At 36.0% G+C, this 18,548-nt stretch carries 21 protein-coding genes; 18 read left to right on the top strand and 3 right to left on the bottom strand.

The genetic code is table 11. The features are described from left to right. Positions 1-20 precede the first annotated feature (20 nt). The 5 genes from MHH96_RS02790 to MHH96_RS02770 all read left to right on the top strand — a co-directional run bounded on the left by MHH96_RS02790 (position 21) and on the right by MHH96_RS02770 (position 3,669). Positions 21-434 (top strand): PTS sugar transporter subunit IIA, encoded by a 414-nt coding sequence (locus MHH96_RS02790; protein ID WP_053215654.1) that lies wholly within the window; start codon positions 21-23, stop codon positions 432-434. Between the two features lie 2 nt (positions 435-436). Beyond that, entirely contained in the window at positions 437-916 is a 480-nt protein-coding gene (locus tag MHH96_RS02785) for a PTS system mannose/fructose/N-acetylgalactosamine-transporter subunit IIB (protein ID WP_047942035.1), read from the top strand. An 83-nt stretch (positions 917-999) separates the two neighbouring features. Beyond that, positions 1,000-1,788, top strand: a complete 789-nt coding sequence (locus tag MHH96_RS02780; protein WP_047942037.1) for a PTS mannose/fructose/sorbose/N-acetylgalactosamine transporter subunit IIC — start codon at positions 1,000-1,002, stop codon at positions 1,786-1,788. Continuing rightward, complete coding sequence (locus tag MHH96_RS02775) at positions 1,781-2,590, top strand: PTS system mannose/fructose/sorbose family transporter subunit IID (protein ID WP_047942039.1); 810 nt, start codon at positions 1,781-1,783, stop codon at positions 2,588-2,590. Before MHH96_RS02780 ends, MHH96_RS02775 begins: the two co-directional genes overlap by 8 nt. A gap of 14 nt (positions 2,591-2,604) precedes the next feature. Further along, positions 2,605-3,669: an SIS domain-containing protein gene (locus MHH96_RS02770; protein WP_328282967.1), complete on the top strand. Its 1,065-nt coding sequence runs from the start codon at positions 2,605-2,607 to the stop codon at positions 3,667-3,669. A 472-nt stretch (positions 3,670-4,141) separates the two neighbouring features. Here the strand turns inward: MHH96_RS02770 and MHH96_RS02765 are convergent, their stop codons facing one another. Further along, positions 4,142-5,110: a helix-turn-helix transcriptional regulator gene (locus MHH96_RS02765; RefSeq protein ID WP_341116588.1), complete on the bottom strand. Its 969-nt coding sequence runs from the start codon at positions 5,108-5,110 to the stop codon at positions 4,142-4,144. A gap of 88 nt (positions 5,111-5,198) precedes the next feature. Here MHH96_RS02765 and MHH96_RS02760 point away from each other — a divergent pair, with 88 nt between their 5' ends. The 5 genes from MHH96_RS02760 to MHH96_RS02740 all read left to right on the top strand — a co-directional run bounded on the left by MHH96_RS02760 (position 5,199) and on the right by MHH96_RS02740 (position 9,382). Next, on the top strand, positions 5,199-5,729 hold the full coding sequence (locus tag MHH96_RS02760; protein WP_047942046.1) for a dihydrofolate reductase family protein: 531 nt from the start codon (positions 5,199-5,201) through the stop codon (positions 5,727-5,729). Positions 5,730-6,052: 323 nt separating this feature from the next. Continuing rightward, entirely contained in the window at positions 6,053-6,709 is a 657-nt protein-coding gene (locus MHH96_RS02755; RefSeq protein WP_369989326.1) for a response regulator transcription factor, read from the top strand. Next, a complete protein-coding gene (locus MHH96_RS02750; protein WP_047942047.1) occupies positions 6,706-7,638 on the top strand; it encodes a sensor histidine kinase in 933 nt (310 codons plus the stop codon). The genes MHH96_RS02755 and MHH96_RS02750 overlap by 4 nt, the downstream gene beginning before the upstream one ends. 90 nt (positions 7,639-7,728) lie before the next feature. Continuing rightward, positions 7,729-8,652 carry an ABC transporter ATP-binding protein gene (locus tag MHH96_RS02745; protein WP_336044965.1) on the top strand — a complete coding sequence of 308 codons (924 nt, stop codon included), beginning with the start codon at positions 7,729-7,731 and terminating at the stop codon, positions 8,650-8,652. A gap of 31 nt (positions 8,653-8,683) precedes the next feature. Then, positions 8,684-9,382, top strand: a complete 699-nt coding sequence (locus MHH96_RS02740) for an ABC transporter permease (protein ID WP_061799287.1) — start codon at positions 8,684-8,686, stop codon at positions 9,380-9,382. A gap of 58 nt (positions 9,383-9,440) precedes the next feature. On the opposite strand, the gene trmL is transcribed toward MHH96_RS02740, so the two are convergent. After that, positions 9,441-9,911, bottom strand: a complete 471-nt coding sequence (gene trmL / locus MHH96_RS02735; RefSeq protein WP_341116584.1) for a tRNA (uridine(34)/cytosine(34)/5-carboxymethylaminomethyluridine(34)-2'-O)-methyltransferase TrmL — start codon at positions 9,909-9,911, stop codon at positions 9,441-9,443. Between the two features lie 270 nt (positions 9,912-10,181). Here trmL and MHH96_RS02730 point away from each other — a divergent pair, with 270 nt between their 5' ends. The 4 genes from MHH96_RS02730 to MHH96_RS02715 all read left to right on the top strand — a co-directional run bounded on the left by MHH96_RS02730 (position 10,182) and on the right by MHH96_RS02715 (position 14,247). Further along, positions 10,182-10,667 carry a sigma-70 family RNA polymerase sigma factor gene (locus tag MHH96_RS02730; protein ID WP_061799277.1) on the top strand — a complete coding sequence of 162 codons (486 nt, stop codon included), beginning with the start codon at positions 10,182-10,184 and terminating at the stop codon, positions 10,665-10,667. 169 nt (positions 10,668-10,836) lie between these two features. Beyond that, the gene (locus MHH96_RS02725; protein ID WP_341116582.1) at positions 10,837-13,344 is read left to right on the top strand and encodes a bifunctional diguanylate cyclase/phosphodiesterase; all 2,508 of its coding nucleotides are present in this window, start codon (positions 10,837-10,839) and stop codon (positions 13,342-13,344) included. A gap of 144 nt (positions 13,345-13,488) precedes the next feature. Further along, positions 13,489-13,728 carry a helix-turn-helix domain-containing protein gene (locus MHH96_RS02720; protein WP_061799259.1) on the top strand — a complete coding sequence of 80 codons (240 nt, stop codon included), beginning with the start codon at positions 13,489-13,491 and terminating at the stop codon, positions 13,726-13,728. A gap of 30 nt (positions 13,729-13,758) precedes the next feature. Further along, a complete protein-coding gene (locus tag MHH96_RS02715; protein ID WP_095259237.1) occupies positions 13,759-14,247 on the top strand; it encodes a competence protein ComK in 489 nt (162 codons plus the stop codon). 234 nt (positions 14,248-14,481) lie between these two features. Here MHH96_RS02715 and MHH96_RS02710 read toward each other — a convergent pair whose 3' ends face one another. Beyond that, positions 14,482-14,928 (bottom strand): helix-turn-helix domain-containing protein, encoded by a 447-nt coding sequence (locus tag MHH96_RS02710; RefSeq protein WP_053215658.1) that lies wholly within the window; start codon positions 14,926-14,928, stop codon positions 14,482-14,484. Positions 14,929-15,375: 447 nt separating this feature from the next. Between MHH96_RS02710 and gnd the strand changes: the two genes are divergently transcribed. The 4 genes from gnd (at position 15,376) to MHH96_RS02690 (ending at position 18,534) form a co-directional block, all read left to right on the top strand. Then, positions 15,376-16,272: a phosphogluconate dehydrogenase (NAD(+)-dependent, decarboxylating) gene (gene gnd / locus MHH96_RS02705; RefSeq protein WP_095259238.1), complete on the top strand. Its 897-nt coding sequence runs from the start codon at positions 15,376-15,378 to the stop codon at positions 16,270-16,272. Positions 16,273-16,381: 109 nt separating this feature from the next. Next, positions 16,382-17,149 (top strand): PTS sugar transporter subunit IIC, encoded by a 768-nt coding sequence (locus tag MHH96_RS02700; protein WP_047942054.1) that lies wholly within the window; start codon positions 16,382-16,384, stop codon positions 17,147-17,149. 24 nt (positions 17,150-17,173) lie between these two features. Beyond that, complete coding sequence (locus MHH96_RS02695) at positions 17,174-18,043, top strand: PTS system mannose/fructose/sorbose family transporter subunit IID (protein WP_047942055.1); 870 nt, start codon at positions 17,174-17,176, stop codon at positions 18,041-18,043. A gap of 77 nt (positions 18,044-18,120) precedes the next feature. Continuing rightward, positions 18,121-18,534: a PTS sugar transporter subunit IIA gene (locus MHH96_RS02690; protein WP_061799237.1), complete on the top strand. Its 414-nt coding sequence runs from the start codon at positions 18,121-18,123 to the stop codon at positions 18,532-18,534. Positions 18,535-18,548: the final 14 nt, after the last annotated feature.

Genomic DNA, 18,548 nt, shown 5'->3' with positions numbered 1-18,548 from the left:
ATCTTATGGAGGGATGAATAGTGAGAATCATTATTGCAACACATGGTGAGTTAGCCAAGTCATTAATCGAGACTGCTGAATTAATTATAGGTACAAACCACCAAATGAGTTATTTTTGTATGACAAAATCAAAATCAGGAGAAGTAGGAAAGAAGGAATTAACAGAGTTAATTTATAGCGATACTTTAACAGATCTTGTTATTTTCACAGATGTGTATGGGGGAAGTGTCAATAATATTTGTTCTGAAATATTATTGAGTTTACCAGAAAATGAAACATTTCATTTAGTTTCGGGTGTGAATCTTCCTATGATTTTGACTACCATTATGACTTCATATAACGAAGATTCATTGGAAGCGATATTAACTGAATCTATTAAAGAAGGAAGAAATGGGATTAAATACATCAATGAATTAGTAAAAGGAGTGGTGTGAAAATGATTTCTTTATTCAGGATTGATGATCGTCTTCTCCATGGGCAAGTTGCTTTTGGATGGTCACCTTCTGTTGGTGCAAATGTTATTCTTGTGGTAAATGACGAAGCGAAAAATGACAAAGTAAAAGCAATGGCTCTCGATTTGGCTAAACCTAATAATGTGAAATTATATATTAGAGGAGTTGCAGAATCTGGAGAAATAATTAGTAAATTTGCTGAAGCGAAAAAAAGTAATGTATTAGTTCTGGTAAGAAATACAGATGATGCACTAGAAGTTGCTAAGAACTCCCAAGGTGCTATAAGTGAGATAAATATTGGGGGGCTAAGATACGAAGAAGGGAAGAAAAAATTGACTGATTTAGTTGCAGTCAGCGAAAAAGATATCAATAACCTGAAACAAATAGAGCAGCTAGGTATAAATTTAGATTTCAGAATATTGCCAAGAGATAAAAAACAATCATTCAGTGATTTACTAAAATGAAAAAATATTTCATCAAGATCTACGAACAATGGTCGTCATCATATCTAAGAAAATGGTAGTAAGAATAAGGGGAGGCGAGATTTTTGTTATATGAGGCAATATTATTGGGGTTAATAGCCGGTATAGGAATATTGGATAGCAGATTATTCGGAGTCTTGATGTTAGAACGCCCTTTGGTATTAGGTGCATTGGTTGGATTAGTTCTTGGTGATTTTAAGACGGGGATTATTATTGGTGCGCAACTAGAATTAATCTGGATGGGGATTGCTGGCATCGGTTCATCTACACCACCCGATGTTGTGACAGGAGGAGTCTTGGGTACTGCTTTTGCGATAATTTCTGGAAAGGGTCCGGAAGTTGCCTTGGCACTTGCAGTTCCTATTGCAGTTTTAGCTCAATCACTAGGTGTACTTGTAAGGGTAATTAATACTTATTTTGTACATAAAGCTGATCATTACGCGCAAAAAGCTGATTTTAAAAAAGTTACCCTCATGATGTGGATACCTATCTCTTTATTTTTCCTAAGTGTGTTTGTTCCAACCTTTTTAGCAATTTTATTTGGGGCAGATAAAGTTACGTATCTAATTAATTCAGTTCCAAAAGTGATTTTAGAGGGAATGACTATTGCCGGAAACCTGTTGCCAGCCATTGGATTTGCTCTCTTGATGGATATGCTGTTTTCTAAAAAAATGGCCGTATTTTTCTTTATTGGTTTCTTAGCGGCATCCTATCTAGAACTTGATGTTATGGCAATAGCGTTAATGGGGGTATGTTTAGCAATTCTATTAAACTTTTTCATTGATAATAACGATGCTGGAAAGAAGAAGGACGAAAGTAATAATTTAACGGAGGGAGAGATTAACTTTGAGTGAGGGGAAGAAGCTTAGTAAAAAGGACTTGCAAAGCGTTTTTTGGCGGTCATTTGCTCTGCAGGGTGCCTTTAACTATGAGAGAATGCAGAATCTCGGCTTTTGTTATACGATGATCCCGGTAATCAAGAGATTATATGAAAAGGAAGAAGAACAGGCACAAGCTTTAAAAAGACATTTGGAAATTTTTAATACAACACCAGTTGTTTCTCCTACTATTGCCGGAATTAGTGCAGCGATGGAGGAACAAAATGCAAATAATAAAGATTTTGACACTGGTTCGATTAATGCGGTAAAAACAGCGCTTATGGGACCGTTAGCTGGTATTGGAGATTCATTATTTTGGGGAACATTGAGGATAATTGCCGCGGGTATTGGTATATCCTTTGCAGAGCATGGCAATCTGATTGGTCCAATCCTGTTTTTGCTGCTTTATAATGTTCCCAATTTATTAGTAAGAATTTTTGGATTAAAGTTTGGTTATTCTGTTGGTGTGAATTCATTGGAAAGAATACAAAAAGAAGGCCTGATGGACAAAATTATGGCAATGGCTACTACAGTTGGTTTACTTGTAGTGGGAGCAATGGTAGCAACTATGTTAAATATCACCACACCATTGAAATTTAGCGTAAATGGAGCAGAAGTAGTAATTCAAGACATATTGAATCAAATTTTGCCTAATCTTTTGCCAATATTAGTAACATTTGTTGTCTTTTGGATGATTAGAAAAAAAGTAAGCATATCTAAGATGACAATTGCGACTATTTTTATTGGAATAATTATACATTGGATTGGAATATTATAAAGGAGAGATTATTAATGAATATTACAGATTATTTAAAAGAAACCCCAGCAAAAATGAAGGAAATAATTGCACTATCAAGTGAGCTTTTTTCTACTGTTAAAAAAGAGGAGATTAATAGAATTATTATTACAGGATCTGGAACTAGTTATCATTCAGGGGCGCAAGTTCAACAAAAAATGCGTGAGTTAACTGGATTATCTGTAGAAGCTTATTATCCTTTTCAAATTACAAAGGAATTATTAACAAAGGACACAAAAAATACTCTCTTTATTGGAATCTCGCAAGGGGGAAGTAGTTATTCTACCTACAATTCTATGAAATTAGCCAAAGAGTCAGGATGTATCATAGCATCCATGGCGGGAACAGATAATGCACTAATTGATGAAATTGCCGATTATGTACTGACTGTTCAATGTGGGGAAGAGAAAGCAGGTGCAAAAACAAAAGGATTTTATTGCACAAAATTAAATTTGCTTCTTTTAGCTCTTTATATTGGAGAAGAAAATGGGAAATTGAGTAGTGAGGAAACGAAGCAAGTGATGGAAATATTAAATAAAACAAGCGATGCCTTTCTAGATATTTACTATTCTGCGGAAGACTGGGTGCAAAAGAATAGTGAAAAACTAAAAAATGCAAAAGAAATAAGAATTGTCGGCACCAATGAATTATATGGGGATACTTTAGAAGGTGCTTTGAAATTATTAGAGACGATGCGTATTCCTGTAACTGGTTATGAATTTGAAGAATTTATTCATGGAATCTATAACGCAATTAATGAAGATTCTACGATTATATTCTTGCATACAGGAGAAGAGCCGAGAGTAAATAAATTAATTAGCGTTCTATCAGACTGGACAGATAATATCTATATCATTGGCAGTAAGGTAGATGGTTTTGAGGATAAGAATTTGGTGATAGAAAATGGAGATAATTATTTGTATCATTCATTTGTGTATCCAATAGCAGTACAGTTAATATGTGCAATAATCCCTGCTTTAAAAGGAATTAATCCAAGTACACCAAAAGATCCGAAATTCCATATGAAATTAGAAAGCAAAAAATTGAGTGGGAAAATATAAAGATTAGCAATAGCTGATCAGTAAAAGTCTATCTTTCTAACCTAAAGGAAGATAGGCTTTTTTGAATTTAAAGATGTCCTATCTATTTTAAGGAGTGATTCTGTACTTTTAGTTTTTGCTCCTTATTTTTTGATATAAATAGAGAAAATATGATGGCAGGGAGTGAGAGCTTGATTCGAGGAATAGAAGAAGAGAGGTTAATAGAGTTAGATTTGTTTATTTTTTTCTCCACATATATTTTCTATAAATGGAATATAAATAGAGATTTAAATTGAAGGGTTAGTAATACAATGTGTCTCTGTACACCAATCAAAAATGCAAGAGACGGAATTCGTCCTATTTGCGTAAACTCCGTCTTTCTATGTTTGGGAAATTATCATATAAGGTAATCTCTAGATCCTTCTTTATCCTTCTAAATGCTACCTCACTTTGCCTATTCTATCGTTTCTTTCTCAGCGGTAGCAGCGCTCCCTTACATCATTTGCAGATTATAAAAATCAACTATCTTCTTCGCCATTTGGTAAATTTCCTGTTTCAGCGTGGAAGGGGAGATGACTCTGATTTGATCGCCAAAGCCTAAAATATAGGCAATTGCTTCTTGTTCTGTATCACTGCGCAGGCTTACAGGGAGCCATCCCTCTGCAGTTGGTGTTCCTATTCTTTCGATTTGCACAAAACGTGTGGTGAATTTCATTCTATGAATAATCGATGGCGATGCTTCCACTTCTACCTTATATTCAGGAAGAGAGCTAATAAAAGTTTGTGTGGATTCCAGCCAATATTTCTCTAAATTGAAGTCGATTGGTCTAGTAAAAGCTTCCTCTGTCATCACTAAGGACAGGAGTCTGGATGCTCGATAATTTCGTATCTTTTCGTCTGAGGAGGCAATTAAGTACCAAGTACTGCCTTTAGCTACTAATCCTAAAGGATTGACCATTCGAAAAACTACTTTTCCGTCAGCTCGCTCATATTGAATATGCAGTACTTTTTCTTTCCAAATTGCTTCTTGGATTATTTTAAAGGAAACAAGTTTTTCCGCTGGTTGTTTCCATGCGGTTGTATCTATATGAATTCGGTTCCAGACATCGAGGGAACCTTGTCGAAAAGTATTCGGGAGTGCAGCAACCATTTTCTGGCGGGCATCATGCCATTCTTTTGCTAATCCGAGGTCGGATAGCAATTGAACAGAAGGAGAAATAAGCAAAGACAACATTTCATCATACTTTAATCCAGTTAAGTTCGTACGATACTGGTCAAGCAATGTCCATCCCCCCATTTTCCCTCTTTCTGCTACAATGGGTATTCCTGCTGTACTTAAAGCATCCATATCCCGATGGATTGTTCTTTCTGTAACTTCTAATTCCTTCGCTAATTCTTTTGTTGTCATTTTCCCTCTATTTTGTAACAGGAGCAAAATGGATATCAACCGATCAGCCCGCATACAACCACCTCTAAAATTATATATATGACAAAAGGTGTCATTATTAAATATTATACTATAACCATCGAACGTTTTAGGAGGAATGTATATGAAAAAACAGCGGAATATCGTATTATTTACAGCAACAAGTCTAGATGGTTATATTGCTGGGAAGGATGAATCATTAGAATGGTTATTTAAAGTAGAGGGAGAAGGAGATAATGGGTTTTCTGCATTCTACGAAACGATAGATACTATTCTAATGGGAAGAAAAACATATGATTGGATTATCAATCATACGAACGATTTTTCTTATAAAAATAAGGAATGCTATGTTTTTTCGAGACAGGAACACAAGGATACAGACGAGGTGACATTTATAAAGGATGATATCATCGAGTTTGCAAATAAATTAAAAAAACAAGAGGGAAAGAATATATGGATGGTTGGCGGGGGAGAACTATTACACTCTTTTCTTAAAGAAAAGTTAATAGATGAGTTCATTCTTACCATCGCCCCTGCGATAATTGGAGAAGGAGTTCCTTTATTTAAAGAAGCTGATTATCAAGTGGACTTGATCTTAAAAGGAACAAAATGTTTCAACCAGTTTGTAGAGGTTCATTATGAAAGAAGAAGGTAAGAGATTGGGCTAAAAAAAAGTTGAAATATCTTAAACCCGGTCCCTTTACTGCGCCCCAATTGTTAGATACATCTAACAACGGGAGGCGCAGTTTTTTTATGTCCAAATAGGATAGGAATTTAAGCAAAAGGAATCTTTTCTCACGTGTACTTTTCGTAAACTCCATATAAATGCCATTATTAATTTATACTACTTATAGTAGTATAAAAGGTAAATAAATGTTTTATAGAATAATTAGCTCTTATATGTAGGGAAATAAGAGAGGGGGAGTCTAGGTGCAAAAAACTATTTTACTTGTGGAAGATGATCTTGCGATTAGTGATATGGTAAAAAGATATTTACATAATGAAGGATTTAATGTGGAATGTGTTTTTGATGGAAAGACGGCAGGACAAATGTTTAAGGAAAAGCGTTATGATTTGATTTTATTAGATATCATGTTACCGAAATTGAGTGGGATGGATGTTCTTCAAAGTATCAGAACAACTAGTTATATTCCTGTTATCATCATGTCAGCGAAAGACACAGAGATTGATAAAGCTTTAGGATTAGGGTTTGGTGCAGATGATTATATTACAAAACCATTTTCCATGATTGAACTAGCTGCAAGAGTAAAAGCAGCGATTAGAAGATCGACGCAGTACGCTGACAAAAGCCGTGAAGAATCTAAGCCATCAAGGATGAAAGTCTATGAATTGGAATTAGATAAAGAAAATCATCGGGTATGGAAGAATGGTTTGGAAATTAATTTGACAGCGACAGAATGGAAAATCCTGCTTTTGTTTTTTAGCAACCAAAAGAAAGTGTTTACAAAGGAACAAATTTATCGTTCTGTTTGGAGCGATGATTATTTTGGTGATGATAATGTTATTAATGTCCATATGAGACGATTGCGCGAAAAAATTGAGGATAATCCCTCTGATCCTACTTATATCAAAACAATATGGGGGATTGGTTATAAGTTAGGGGAGTTTGAATGATTATCTGGATCAGTATTATTTTGGTTCTTCTTATTTTTAACGTCTATCAATATCGACAAAGGAAAAATCGGGATCAACATATAGCATATATATCAAACAAACTAAAAAAAATTCTGCAGAGGCAAACGAATGAAAGAATTCTCGTGGTCTCAAATGATCAACAATTAAAAGATCTCCTTATAAACATCAATCAAGTATTAGATGATCGTCACGAAAAGTCCCGAGAATTTATCAAAATGGAACATTCCATGAAGCGCATGCTTGCAAATATTTCCCATGACTTAAAAACACCTCTTACGGTAATTGCCGGTTATATTGAAATGTTTCAGAAAGATTTTCCCATTACAGAAACAGAAAGAGTGCAATTATTAAGTCAGGTGCATGACAAAACAATGGAGCTTATTCAATTAATGAATACATTCTTTGATCTCGCAAAGCTTGAGTCTGGTGATAAAGAAATTCCCCTTGAAATAGTAAATTTATCTGAACTATGCAGGAAAAATATCTTAACATTCCATGATTGGATAAGAGCCAAAGGGCTAGAGGCAATGATTGATATCCCTGATGAGTCTGTCTTTGCGCTGGGAAATGAGGAAGCTGTAAATCGTGTTTTACATAACCTCCTTTCGAATGCGCTCCGTTATGGTCTCGATGGGAAGGTAATTGGATTAAGCCTGCATTTTGATGAACAGCAGGTTTATATAGAAGTGTTTGATCGCGGGAAGGGAATTGACGAAGCTGACCAAGCTAATATCTTTGAGCGTCTATTTACACTTGACGATTCGAGAAATAAAGCATTTCAAGGCAGTGGTTTAGGGCTGACTATTACCAAAAGGCTAGTCGAAGAGATGCACGGAGAAATTTCCGTGCATTCTATTCCATATGAAAAAACTTCATTTTACATTACCTTTAGGCGAATGAATGGGTAAGGAATCTTAAGGTTTTTGTAAGATTTAAGACAGAAAAAAGCAAGGGATAGGAGCTAAAATGAAGACAGATAGTAAATGAGGAGGATTTAGATGGACTATGCTGTACGAACAAAAGATTTAACCAAAACCATACAAGGACGTGAAGTCGTATCCCAGGTTTCCCTTCATATTAAACAAGGAGAAGTATATGGATTTCTTGGTCCTAATGGTGCAGGGAAATCTACGATTATGAAGATGCTGACCAATATGATTAAGCCTACACAAGGTAGTATTACAATCTTCGGAAAGCCCCTTCTTCCGAATTCCTATGATTACCTGACGAGAATTGGCAGCATGATTGAGTATCCGATTTTTTATGAGAAAATGACTGCTTTAGAAAATCTAGAACTACATTGTGAGTACATGGGTTACCATAACAAAAAAGCAATTAAGGAAGCGTTAGAGTGGGTTGGCCTTGAAAATGTGGAAACGTTGAAACCAAAAGACTTTTCCTTGGGGATGAGGCAGCGTTTATGTGTTGCCAGAGCAATTATCACTAAGCCGGAATTATTAATTTTAGATGAGCCGATTAATGGGCTAGATCCAGCTGGGATTAAGTCAATGAGAAAATTGTTTAATATCCTTAATAAAGAATATGGAATGACCATTTTGGTTTCTAGTCATATAATCGGTGAAATTGAACAAATTGCAGACACGATTGGTGTGATAAAAAACGGTAAACTTATCGAAGAAGCAACGATGGATTCTATAAAGGCGAAAAATACCGATTATCTAGAATTAGTAACAAATAATCAGCGCAAAGCAGCTTTTGTTTTACACAATAAATTGAATATGAATAATTTGAAAGTGATCGATGATGAGGTGATTCGTATTTATGATACAGCCATTACTCCATCACAAATAACGAAAACGTTGATAGTAGAGGATATTGATGTAGAGTCTATGACAAAGAAACAAACCTCATTAGAAGAGTATTTTATAAAGAAAGTTGGATTGGAAAAAATCAATCATTAATTAACTTTTAATGATAATAGGAGGATATATTTTGTTTCATTTAATCAAGCTGGAGCTTAGAAAACATAAATTAGGTTGGTTTATTAAAGGAGCTATTATTGCTAATATCGTTATTCTTGGGTTATTATGCATGATTACTTTCGAGCAAATAATGGAAGGAGAGGAATCCTTTCAAAGCTTTGCGGATTATTCCATGGTTGCTGGAACAATGGTTCGTGGCGTATTTGTTGTTTTTGCTTCTGTGCTAATTTCGAAGGTCATCATAGATGAGTTCAAAAATCGAACTGCGCTTGTTTTGTTTTCTTACCCAATAGATCGGAAAAAAATAATGAGCGCAAAGATTGTCTTGATTTTTATTATGACATTCGTGACGTTGATTATTTCTAATCTGTTTGTCATTCTGAGTTTTCTCGGGCTAAATCAAGTATTTCATCTAACAATTGAAATGAATGTAACGATTAATCAATTTCGTTCCGAGCTATTAAATATATTGGTATTTAATGTGGCAACTGCAGGTGCATCGCTTGTGCCTCTCTATTTTGGGATGAGAAATTATTCAACCCCTGCAACAATTGGTTCCTCTCTGTTGATTGTTATGATTATGTGTTCCTCGATCGGGACGGACTTTTCCTTGGCTAATATTATTTATATCCCTATTACTTTAACAATTGTTGCAATTGGCATTGTTAACATGACTATACGCAAGATGGATTCAATTGATTTACAGTAATTATTTCAGGCTCCAAGAAAACTAATGAAAAAAGGGAAGCAGAGGAGATTCTGCTTCCTTATTTTATTTGTGAATATCCTTGTTGTCGTAATGCTTCAAATACTAGTATTGCTGCTGTATTGGAAAGGTTTAGGGATCGAATGTGTTCGGTCATTGGAATTCGTAGAAAATGGTCTTTGTGTGTTTCTAGTAAGTCTTTTGGCAAGCCCGTTGTTTCTTTTCCGAATATGAAGTAATAGTCCTTTGATTGGTCAGTGAAATCATAGGCTGTATAGGTTTTTTCAGCGAATGTTTCAATATAGTAAAATTCGCCTTGATTTTTCACAAAAAAATTGTCTAATGAATCGTAATAGGTAATATTTACGTTCTCCCAGAAATCTAGACCTGCTTGTTTGATCATCTTTTCATCGGTTGAAAAACCAAGTGGTCGAATTAAATGCAGCGCTGTATTTGTTCCTGCACAAGTACGTGCAATATTGGCAGTATTAGCCGGAATTTCTGGCTGATACAAGACAACGTGTATGGCCATGAATGTCACCTCTATTTATATTTTCCCTTTCGAATTATAGCATATTTTGAGGCAGCGGCAGATTTATTTAAAGGATAACAGCCTCTTAAAATAGGGCTATTTATCAAATAACCCTCACTCTACCTTCAAGTTAGACGTCAATTCTAAATTTTACTTGTATTTTTTGTATTCTATCGTATCTTTTCTTCTGTCGAAAGTCTCCTTATTTTTCCATAAAGTAAAGGTACCTAGGAATAAAAAGGAAAGGCGCTTTTCTGGAAGGAAACGAATGTGGAAGGGAAGAATTACGAGCAATTAGTAGAGGAGTTTACTCCGATGATCCACCATATGATAAAAAAGTTGCTGATTTATAAAGACAAGCAAGAGTTTTTTCAAATTGGTTTAATAAGCATTTGGGAAACGATGAGTCAGTTTAAGGAGGAAAAGGGTAAATACAGCAATTACTTATATCGACATATGCAAGGAAGATTTCTTGATGAATTGAAGCGGCGGACAAGAGAGGCAGAAAGGAATGATTACCCAAGTGAAGAGTTTTGGGCGCTGATGGAAAGTCCTATTCTATACCGAGAAGAAGAGGACTATATAAAAGGTCTTTGCAAGGAACTATCTGAGGGGGAGACAACTTGGGTAATAGCCACCTTTGTTCATCAGCTAACTGTAAAAGAAATAGCACAGAAAGAACGAGTATCGCCTTCTGCTGTGAAATGGTGGCGGAAAACAGCGAAGGAGAAGTTGAAGCGGATATTGGAATTCTAGAGAGAAAGCGATGACTAACCACTACGAATAACATCCCTATTGATTATGAGAATCTTTTATTTGGATGGATCATCCTTCACTTAATAAATTGTTCGAGAATTCATATAGTCCAAATTTTACTGAACCTATATAATGGATTGTATATGACCGTAAAAATAGGGAGAAAGCTATGAAATTAGAACCGTTTATTAATGCAAGTCCTGATATTATTATTTTAAAGGATAAAGAAGGCCGCTGGATAGAAGCGAATCGTAACACATTGGAACTTTTTAATATAGAGAAATATCAAGGGAAAACAGACGAGGAATTAGGAGAGCTATATCCTCATATTGCTGCGTATGTGCCTGGCTTTGTGAAAAGTGATCTCCAAGCTTGGCAGACAGGAAAACAGATAGAAGTAAAAGGGTCGTTTTTTTTCCAAAACTCAGAGCGTATATTTGAGATAATTAAGGTACCGATATTTGATTCAGCTGGAAATCGTCAAAATCTAATCGTATTTGGACGAGACATTACGAAATTAGAAAAAAGTGAACAAATATATAAATCTCTATTTCTACATGACCCAGATGGAGTCTATACTTTGGACAAGGAAGGCAATTTTTTAGATGTTAATAAAGTTGCAGAAGAAATCAGCGGGTATACAAAGGAGGAATTAACGAGATTAAATTTCCGTGATTTAATCGTACCTGAACAACTTCCGAAAGTGCTGCTGCGTTTTGACAAGGTCTGTTGTGGAATGACTCAAGGGATTGAGTCGCAAATCATTCGAAAAGATGGGAAAATCCGGGATATCAAATTGACCACGATTCCATTGAAGTTAAATGATCAAGTTATCGGTATACATGGAATCGCCCAAGATATAACAGAAAAGAAAAGCATTGAGGAACTGCAAAAGAAACAAAAGGCTATTTTATCGAGAATTGCCGTGGGTGAACCATTAGAACAAATAATTGAATATATTACTGAAAGCGTAGAAGAACTTTTAAAAGGAATTTGTTCGATTATGTATTATGAAGATGAGCATAATTGGCTGCGTTTTGGCTATGGTCCAAAGCTAGATTCTACATTCATTGAAAAAATTGATAAGTTTCCTGTAGGAGAGAATTTTGCCTCCTGTGGCCATTCAGCATACACGAAGGAATTAAAAATTACAGCGGATATAGAAACAGATCCATCTTGGTCAAATTGGAGGGCAATTGCACTCGCGAATGGATTGCGTTCCTGCTGGTCATTGCCCATTATCTTATCTAAAGATTCCTTATTAGGAACATTTGCTGTTTATTATAAGGAACCATTGGAACCAAAGGATTCTGATATTGAAATGTTAAAAGATTTTAGTCATTTGACAGGAATTGCTTTGGAACGCCATTTCCATGAAGAAAAGATTAAATATCTAGCAAATTATGATAGTTTAACAAATCTGCCGAATTTGCGGTATTTAAAGGAGATCTTCTCGCAGCGCTTACAAGAAACGAGCCACCTTGCAGTTATGTTTTTAGATTTAGATAACTTAAAACCACATAACGATACTTTTGGTCATTCATCAGGAGATAGGTTAATACAAGAAGTAGGGAAACGAATTCAAGAAGCCATTGGTGAAAAGAATGTGGTGGCACGAATGGGCGGGGATGAATTTGTTATATTAATTAGTAATTATATTAGCAAATCCATGTTACGTGCATTAGCTGCTAAAATTCTCCAAGCAATTGAAGAACCGATCATTATAGATGGTCAAGAATTTTCCACCCATGGAAGCATCGGTATAAGTCTTAGTGGGGAACATGGCCAAACGTTTGAGGAACTGATGAAGAATGCTGATATTGCTATGTATAGTATGAAGAAAGTGGGTGGCAATGCCTTTAATTTGTATGATCCAAAAATGAATGAAAATGCTGTCACTGCTTTTCAGTTAAAGAGCAATCTAAAAAAAGCACTGAAAGAAAACGAGTTTGTTCTTTATTACCAACCTAAAGTGAATATAGAAACAGGTAATTTTATTGGAGTGGAAGCATTAATTAGGTGGATTTCGCCAGAGAAAGGGGTAATCAGTCCTGCATCCTTTATTTCCCTAGCGGAGGAAAGTGACTTTATTTTACTGCTTGGTGAGTGGATTCTAAATAAAGCATGTGCTCAAATAAAAGAATGGGAAAAGTTAAATATAAAAATCCCCATCGCCATCAATGTATCGATTAAACAGCTCTTAAAACAAGATTTCGCTGCACTAGTGAGCAAAAAACTGATGGAATATAAGATTTCTTCTGAATACCTAGAAATAGAAATAACAGAAAGTGTGTTATCTAACCATGAATTTCTCGTTCGAGATATGGTTTCTACATTGCGGAGCATGGGCATAAAAGTCTCCATTGATGACTTTGGAACGGGATATGCTTCCTTCATGTACTTAAAACAGTTTCAAGCAGATACGATTAAAATTGATAAGTCATTTATTAGTCATCTTCCTGCTAGTCAGGAAGATGCAGCCATTGTTTCAGCGATTATCATCCTTGCATCGGAATTAGGTATGAATGTGATTGCAGAAGGAGTAGAAACCCAAGAGCAGTCCGACTTCCTAAAAAGCAAAGGATGCACTAACCTACAAGGCTACTTATATAGCAAACCCCTTCCACCAAGCGAAATACTTTCATTTTTAACGGAAGCAGAGGGACGGTTCTTGTGAGGTCAATGACCTTCCATCGAACCGTCTTTTTTCTGTTTTACAGTTGATTCCTAAAAATTAACAAAATGTTAACAAATTCCTACCTATAGGAAGTTTTACTGGTTATTCATTTCCTTCATAATAGTTCTAAAGGAGGTGATAAAGTTGAAAACAAGAGGGGAAAAAAGTTGTATTGATTATAAATTACTTAAAGAGAGGAGGTTACAGAAAAAGCTCACTCAGTTTGAGCTTGCGGATGAAACAGGCTTACACTATGCCCACCTTGGTCAAATTGAAAGAGGGCAAAAGGAACCAAAAGTAAGTACCCTATACAAAATTTGTGAAGTACTTGATTTACAGCTGGATGCAGTTCTTATTAAAGAGACGATGGAGGAACTAGATTAAAAAGTGTGTGAAAAAGAAGGAGTGTTAAAGATGAAGAAAGAGTGTATTTTAAATAAATATATTGCCAATGAACGCACGATGACCATCATGCCCATGGAAGCAATCGAATATGGCACAGTGGTAAAAGAAGTAGATCGGACTGTGTATGTCAAAGAAACTCCCTTTGACATAATCAAGGAGAATCTATTAATTGGAGGTTCTGATTTTGATGGAAGACGTCGTTCTATTACATATAAATTAGGAATGCAGAAAAGACTGCCTATGCCAATTAACCCCCCAAGAAATATATATGCATTTCCCACCCATGCTCCTAGGCAATTTCACTGTCAATGGATCTTCACCGAGCATATCGATCACATACACCCAGTAAAACACAATGAAAAATTTAAAAGCGCTATCATTTTTAAAAATGGAGAAAAAATCTTTACGGAAGTATCTCCCTATATCCTAGAGACACAGATTATCAAATCATGGAGGGTAAGAAAATCAATGGAAGATAGAAAGGATATCCGGCAATAGGCTCTTATAATGAATAGTGGGTTCAAAGGAACAGGTTTCTATGAGGTCCCATTATTTATATAGAACAGTTTATCCCTCTTTCCAAAGGATTAGGAAATGTCTGAAATCTAGCAGGAGAGGATATAAGAGAATCGGAGGGGTGGTTCTACTGTTACCCTGTTATAGGCATAAGATATGACTGGGTAGAACCATTCCCCCTTTGGTAACGAATGCCAGTACAAGAATTGTCGACCGTTACCGACTTTCAAAATCGCGTTTCATTCGGGCAATCATTAATAATTCGGCAGCATCTCGTTCATTTAAATCATTAAATATGGAAACTAGTTCTTTTGCTTCTTCTGTTAGTGTTTCGTTGGCTGCATGTTCATTAATGGATTCTCGTTCTTTTATTATACTAGTGCTGATTGATGGTTTGTCATCTTGGATTACTATATTTCCGCTTTTTAAGGATGAATCTCCTAAAAATTCCTCTCCAGCAAGCAGCCAATCAGCAGATACCTCAAATTCCTTCGCAATGGTGTAAATGGCCTTAGCTCCAGGTAATGATTTCTTTTTCTCACTTTCCCAGTCTCCAACATTTCCCGAAGATACCCCAATTCTTTTTCCAAAAGCAGCTTGCGACAATCCGTGTTTTTCTCTTAATAATTTGATACGTTCCCCAATATGTTCGATCTTTTTCACTAATTTAAACTCCCTTCACACGAAAAAATGTATTTATACGAAATTTCGTCTATTTTCGGTTGACTCACTCGAAAAAACGTGTATAATTTGAATTAACAAATGATATTTGCCCACCGGTGTTCTAGCTAGTAAATATCACTTTGTGAAAAAATAGTAGTAAATTTCCGGTAGTTAAGCTTAGAATGGACCGGAAAGTTGTAAGAGCTGTCTGACATATAAATAAGTTCCGATTTATTTGGTACATCATTTCTAGGATGCTCGATGAGCGAAGCAGATAAGCGTAGGGAAGCTATGCCCATTTATCTATTAACCTAGCAATTGTACACGAAAAAAAGTAGATTCATGCATAAAATAATCTGAATGTAAGATTAAAGAAAAATGGTAATACTTTTTCAAAGTCACAAGCATTTACAAAGAATAAGCTGTTTGTAAACAAGGAGTGGTTTGATGCAAATTGGAATGATTGGTTTAGGAAAAATGGGATTTAACCTTGCGTTAAACTTAGCAAACAATCATCATTCTGTCTATGGTTTTGACGAATCTAGTGATGCTAGAAATAGAGCGAATGAAAATGGGATACATATTGTGGAAAGTATAGATCAAATGCTTATAAATATGCAATCTCCAAGAGTAGTATGGGTAATGGTACCAGCAGGAAAACCAAGTGAAATCGTGATAGAAAAGCTGCTCGAAAAAATGAAAGCGGATGATATTGTCATTGATGGAGGAAATGCAAATTATAAAGACTCTATCCGCCGTGCCGCCTTAGCTGAGGAAAAGGGCATTCATTTCTTAGATGTCGGCACATCAGGGGGAATTTTAGGCGCCAACCAGGGTGCATGTTTAATGATTGGAGGCAGTCAGGAAATTTTTGAACGAATAGAACCAATATTTAAAAGTGTTTCTACTCAAGATGGTTACTTATATGCAGGAGAATCTGGCAGCGGTCATTTCTTAAAAATGGTTCATAACGGAATTGAATATGGCTTTATGCAAGCAATTGGTGAGGGATTTCAAGTGCTGAATCAAAGTCAGTATGATTTTGATTTAGCTAAAATCGCTGCTGTCTGGAATAATGGTTCTGTCATTCGGAGCTGGCTTATGGAATTAATGGAATCTGCCTTCCAAAAAGATGCCAGACTCGAAAAAATTCGTGGAATGGTAGCATCATCGGGTGAGGCAAAGTGGACAGTTGAAACAGCATTAGATTTAGAAGTTCCTGTTCCCATTATTGCTTTGTCGCTTATGATGAGAAACCGATCACTGGAAGAGGACAGTTTTTCTGCGAAAGTGGTTGCTGCTCTCCGTAATGAATTTGGCGGCCACCGTGTGATTAGGAAGTAATTTTATATTTTATATAATTATTTCATATTTTTCTGCGGAAGGAGGACAGTGTTGTAGTAATTTGTGCAATTATGAACATTTTTAAAAATATAAGGGAGTGATAAGACAAATGGCAACACTATCCATTGGTCAAGCACTAATAATCGCCATTTGGGTTGCAATCGTTATGTCCCGAGGGATAGGCTATGCAACTTTAACATTGCGCTTTAGCCCGTTAATGACAGGGTTAGTTGTTGGAATTGTAACAGGACATATAACAGAAGCGATGATTATTACAGCGGCAATTCAATTAGTTTATATGGGCGCAGTTGCGCCAGGAGGTGCATTACCAAGTGAGCCTGCTATCGCGGCAGCTATTGCTGTAACAGTAGCTGTATTAGGGGATTTTACACCGGAAAAAGCAGTGGCTATCGCAGTTCCAGTTGGAATACTAGGTAGTTATGCTTATCAATTCCGCTTCTTTTTGAATACGTTTGCATTACGGGTGTTAGATAAATATGCAGCAGATGTAAATGACAGAGGAATATTTACATCTGTCATCATTATCCCGATTGTCATAAGTTTCATTCTTTATGTTCCATTAGTGTTTATTGCTCTTTACTATGGAGCTCCGGTTGTTGCTGATTTTGTTAATTCAATTAGCGATGGTCCAATTATCCACGTGCTTGAAGTAGTTGGCGGCGGTCTTGCTGCTCTGGGTATTGCCGTTATTATGCATGTTATCGGTAAAAAGGAACTGCTTTTATTCTTTTTTCTAGCATACTTCATGAGTGTTGCTTTAAAAGACTTACAGATTAATACGGTAACGTATGCGATTTTCGGTGCTATTCTTGCTGGTCTGTATGTATTATTCACGAGAGGGAAGGAAGCAGCTTAAGAACTTAAAAAGGTGGGTTGATTGATGAGCGCAGAAGAAAAGAAACAAAGTCCAGAGAATTACCCTGAGCCAATTACAAAAAAAGATTTGCTTAAGGCTTGGGCAAGATGGTGGTGGGCAAATGAGATCCCGCATACCTTTGATAGAATGGTGGCTCCTTCCTTTTTATTTGGAATGACGCCAATTCTGAAAAAATTATATAAAGATAAAAAAGATTTAAGTGAGGCGTACCAAAGGCACTTATTATTTTTTAACACGCAAGCCATTTGGGGCGGAGGTACATTGACTGGTATTACAGCATCCCTTGAAGAATCCCGCGCGAAAGCACTTGCTGAAGGAAAAGAGGAAGAAGCGCCGAGTCCAGACATGATTAACAATACAAAAGTAGGATTGATGGGAGCTCTAGCAGGGATTGGAGATGCGATTGACTCCGGTACTGTCCAGTATATTTTTATAGCAATCGCCTTGCCATGGGCGATGGCAGGCAGTCCTCTTGGAGCATTATTTCCGTTCCTTGGTTTCACGCTCGTAACATTTCTTTATGGCTATTATTTTGTCAGAATGGGCTACGGGCTGGGACGTAATGCAGCCAAAGAAATTTTAGCAGGAAGCCGTATTAAAACGATGATTGACGCATTATCTGTTCTTGGATTGTTTATGATGGGCATCTTGGCAGGGTCCTATGTAAAAGTAAGCAGCTCACTATCCTTTACTCTATCAGAAAAACAATTCGTGCTGCAGGATATTTTAGACTCGATTTTACCAGGGTTACTGCCTTTATTAACCGTATTAGGTGTTTACTTATACTTCGATAAAAAAGGCTTTAATATTACCAAAGGATTATTATGGCTAACTGGTACATTAATTGTACTCGGTGCAATCAAAGTTTTATAAATCTATTATTTTTGAGAAGTGATTATATAGGTAAGGAAAAAGTTGATAAGATTATCCCAAAGTAAAGGAGCAGGTGTATGGAAAATCGAGCAATTTTGGTGATTACACATGGGGAATTCGGCATCGAGCTCATTAAAAGTGCAGAAATGATTATGGGACCTCAGCGAAATTTACGAGCTTTAGCACTGCGACCAGGTGAATCAGTAGATGATTTGCGTGAGGATGCAAGTAAAATAATGGAAGAGAATGAGAAAAACGGCTTGGAAACCATTTTACTTGTAGATTTATTGGGCGGCAGCCCTTCTAATGTATCTTTATCGTTATTAAGCAAGTATGACTTACACATATTAACCGGTATCAATATGCCGATGTTAATTGAATTATTAACTTTCTACCAAACAGTAGAAGATACCAATAATTTAATCGAAACAGTGCAGGGAACAGGTACAAGTGGAATTCATCATTTGAATCGGAATTTCTTAAAGAAATAAATATCTAATATGAA

Source organism: Niallia sp. FSL K6-0212 (assembly GCF_038007605.1).
GTDB lineage: Bacteria > Bacillota > Bacilli > Bacillales > Cytobacillaceae > Niallia > Niallia circulans.
Note: the sequence above shows the minus strand (reverse complement) of the source record. Positions and strands in the feature narration are given on the sequence as shown.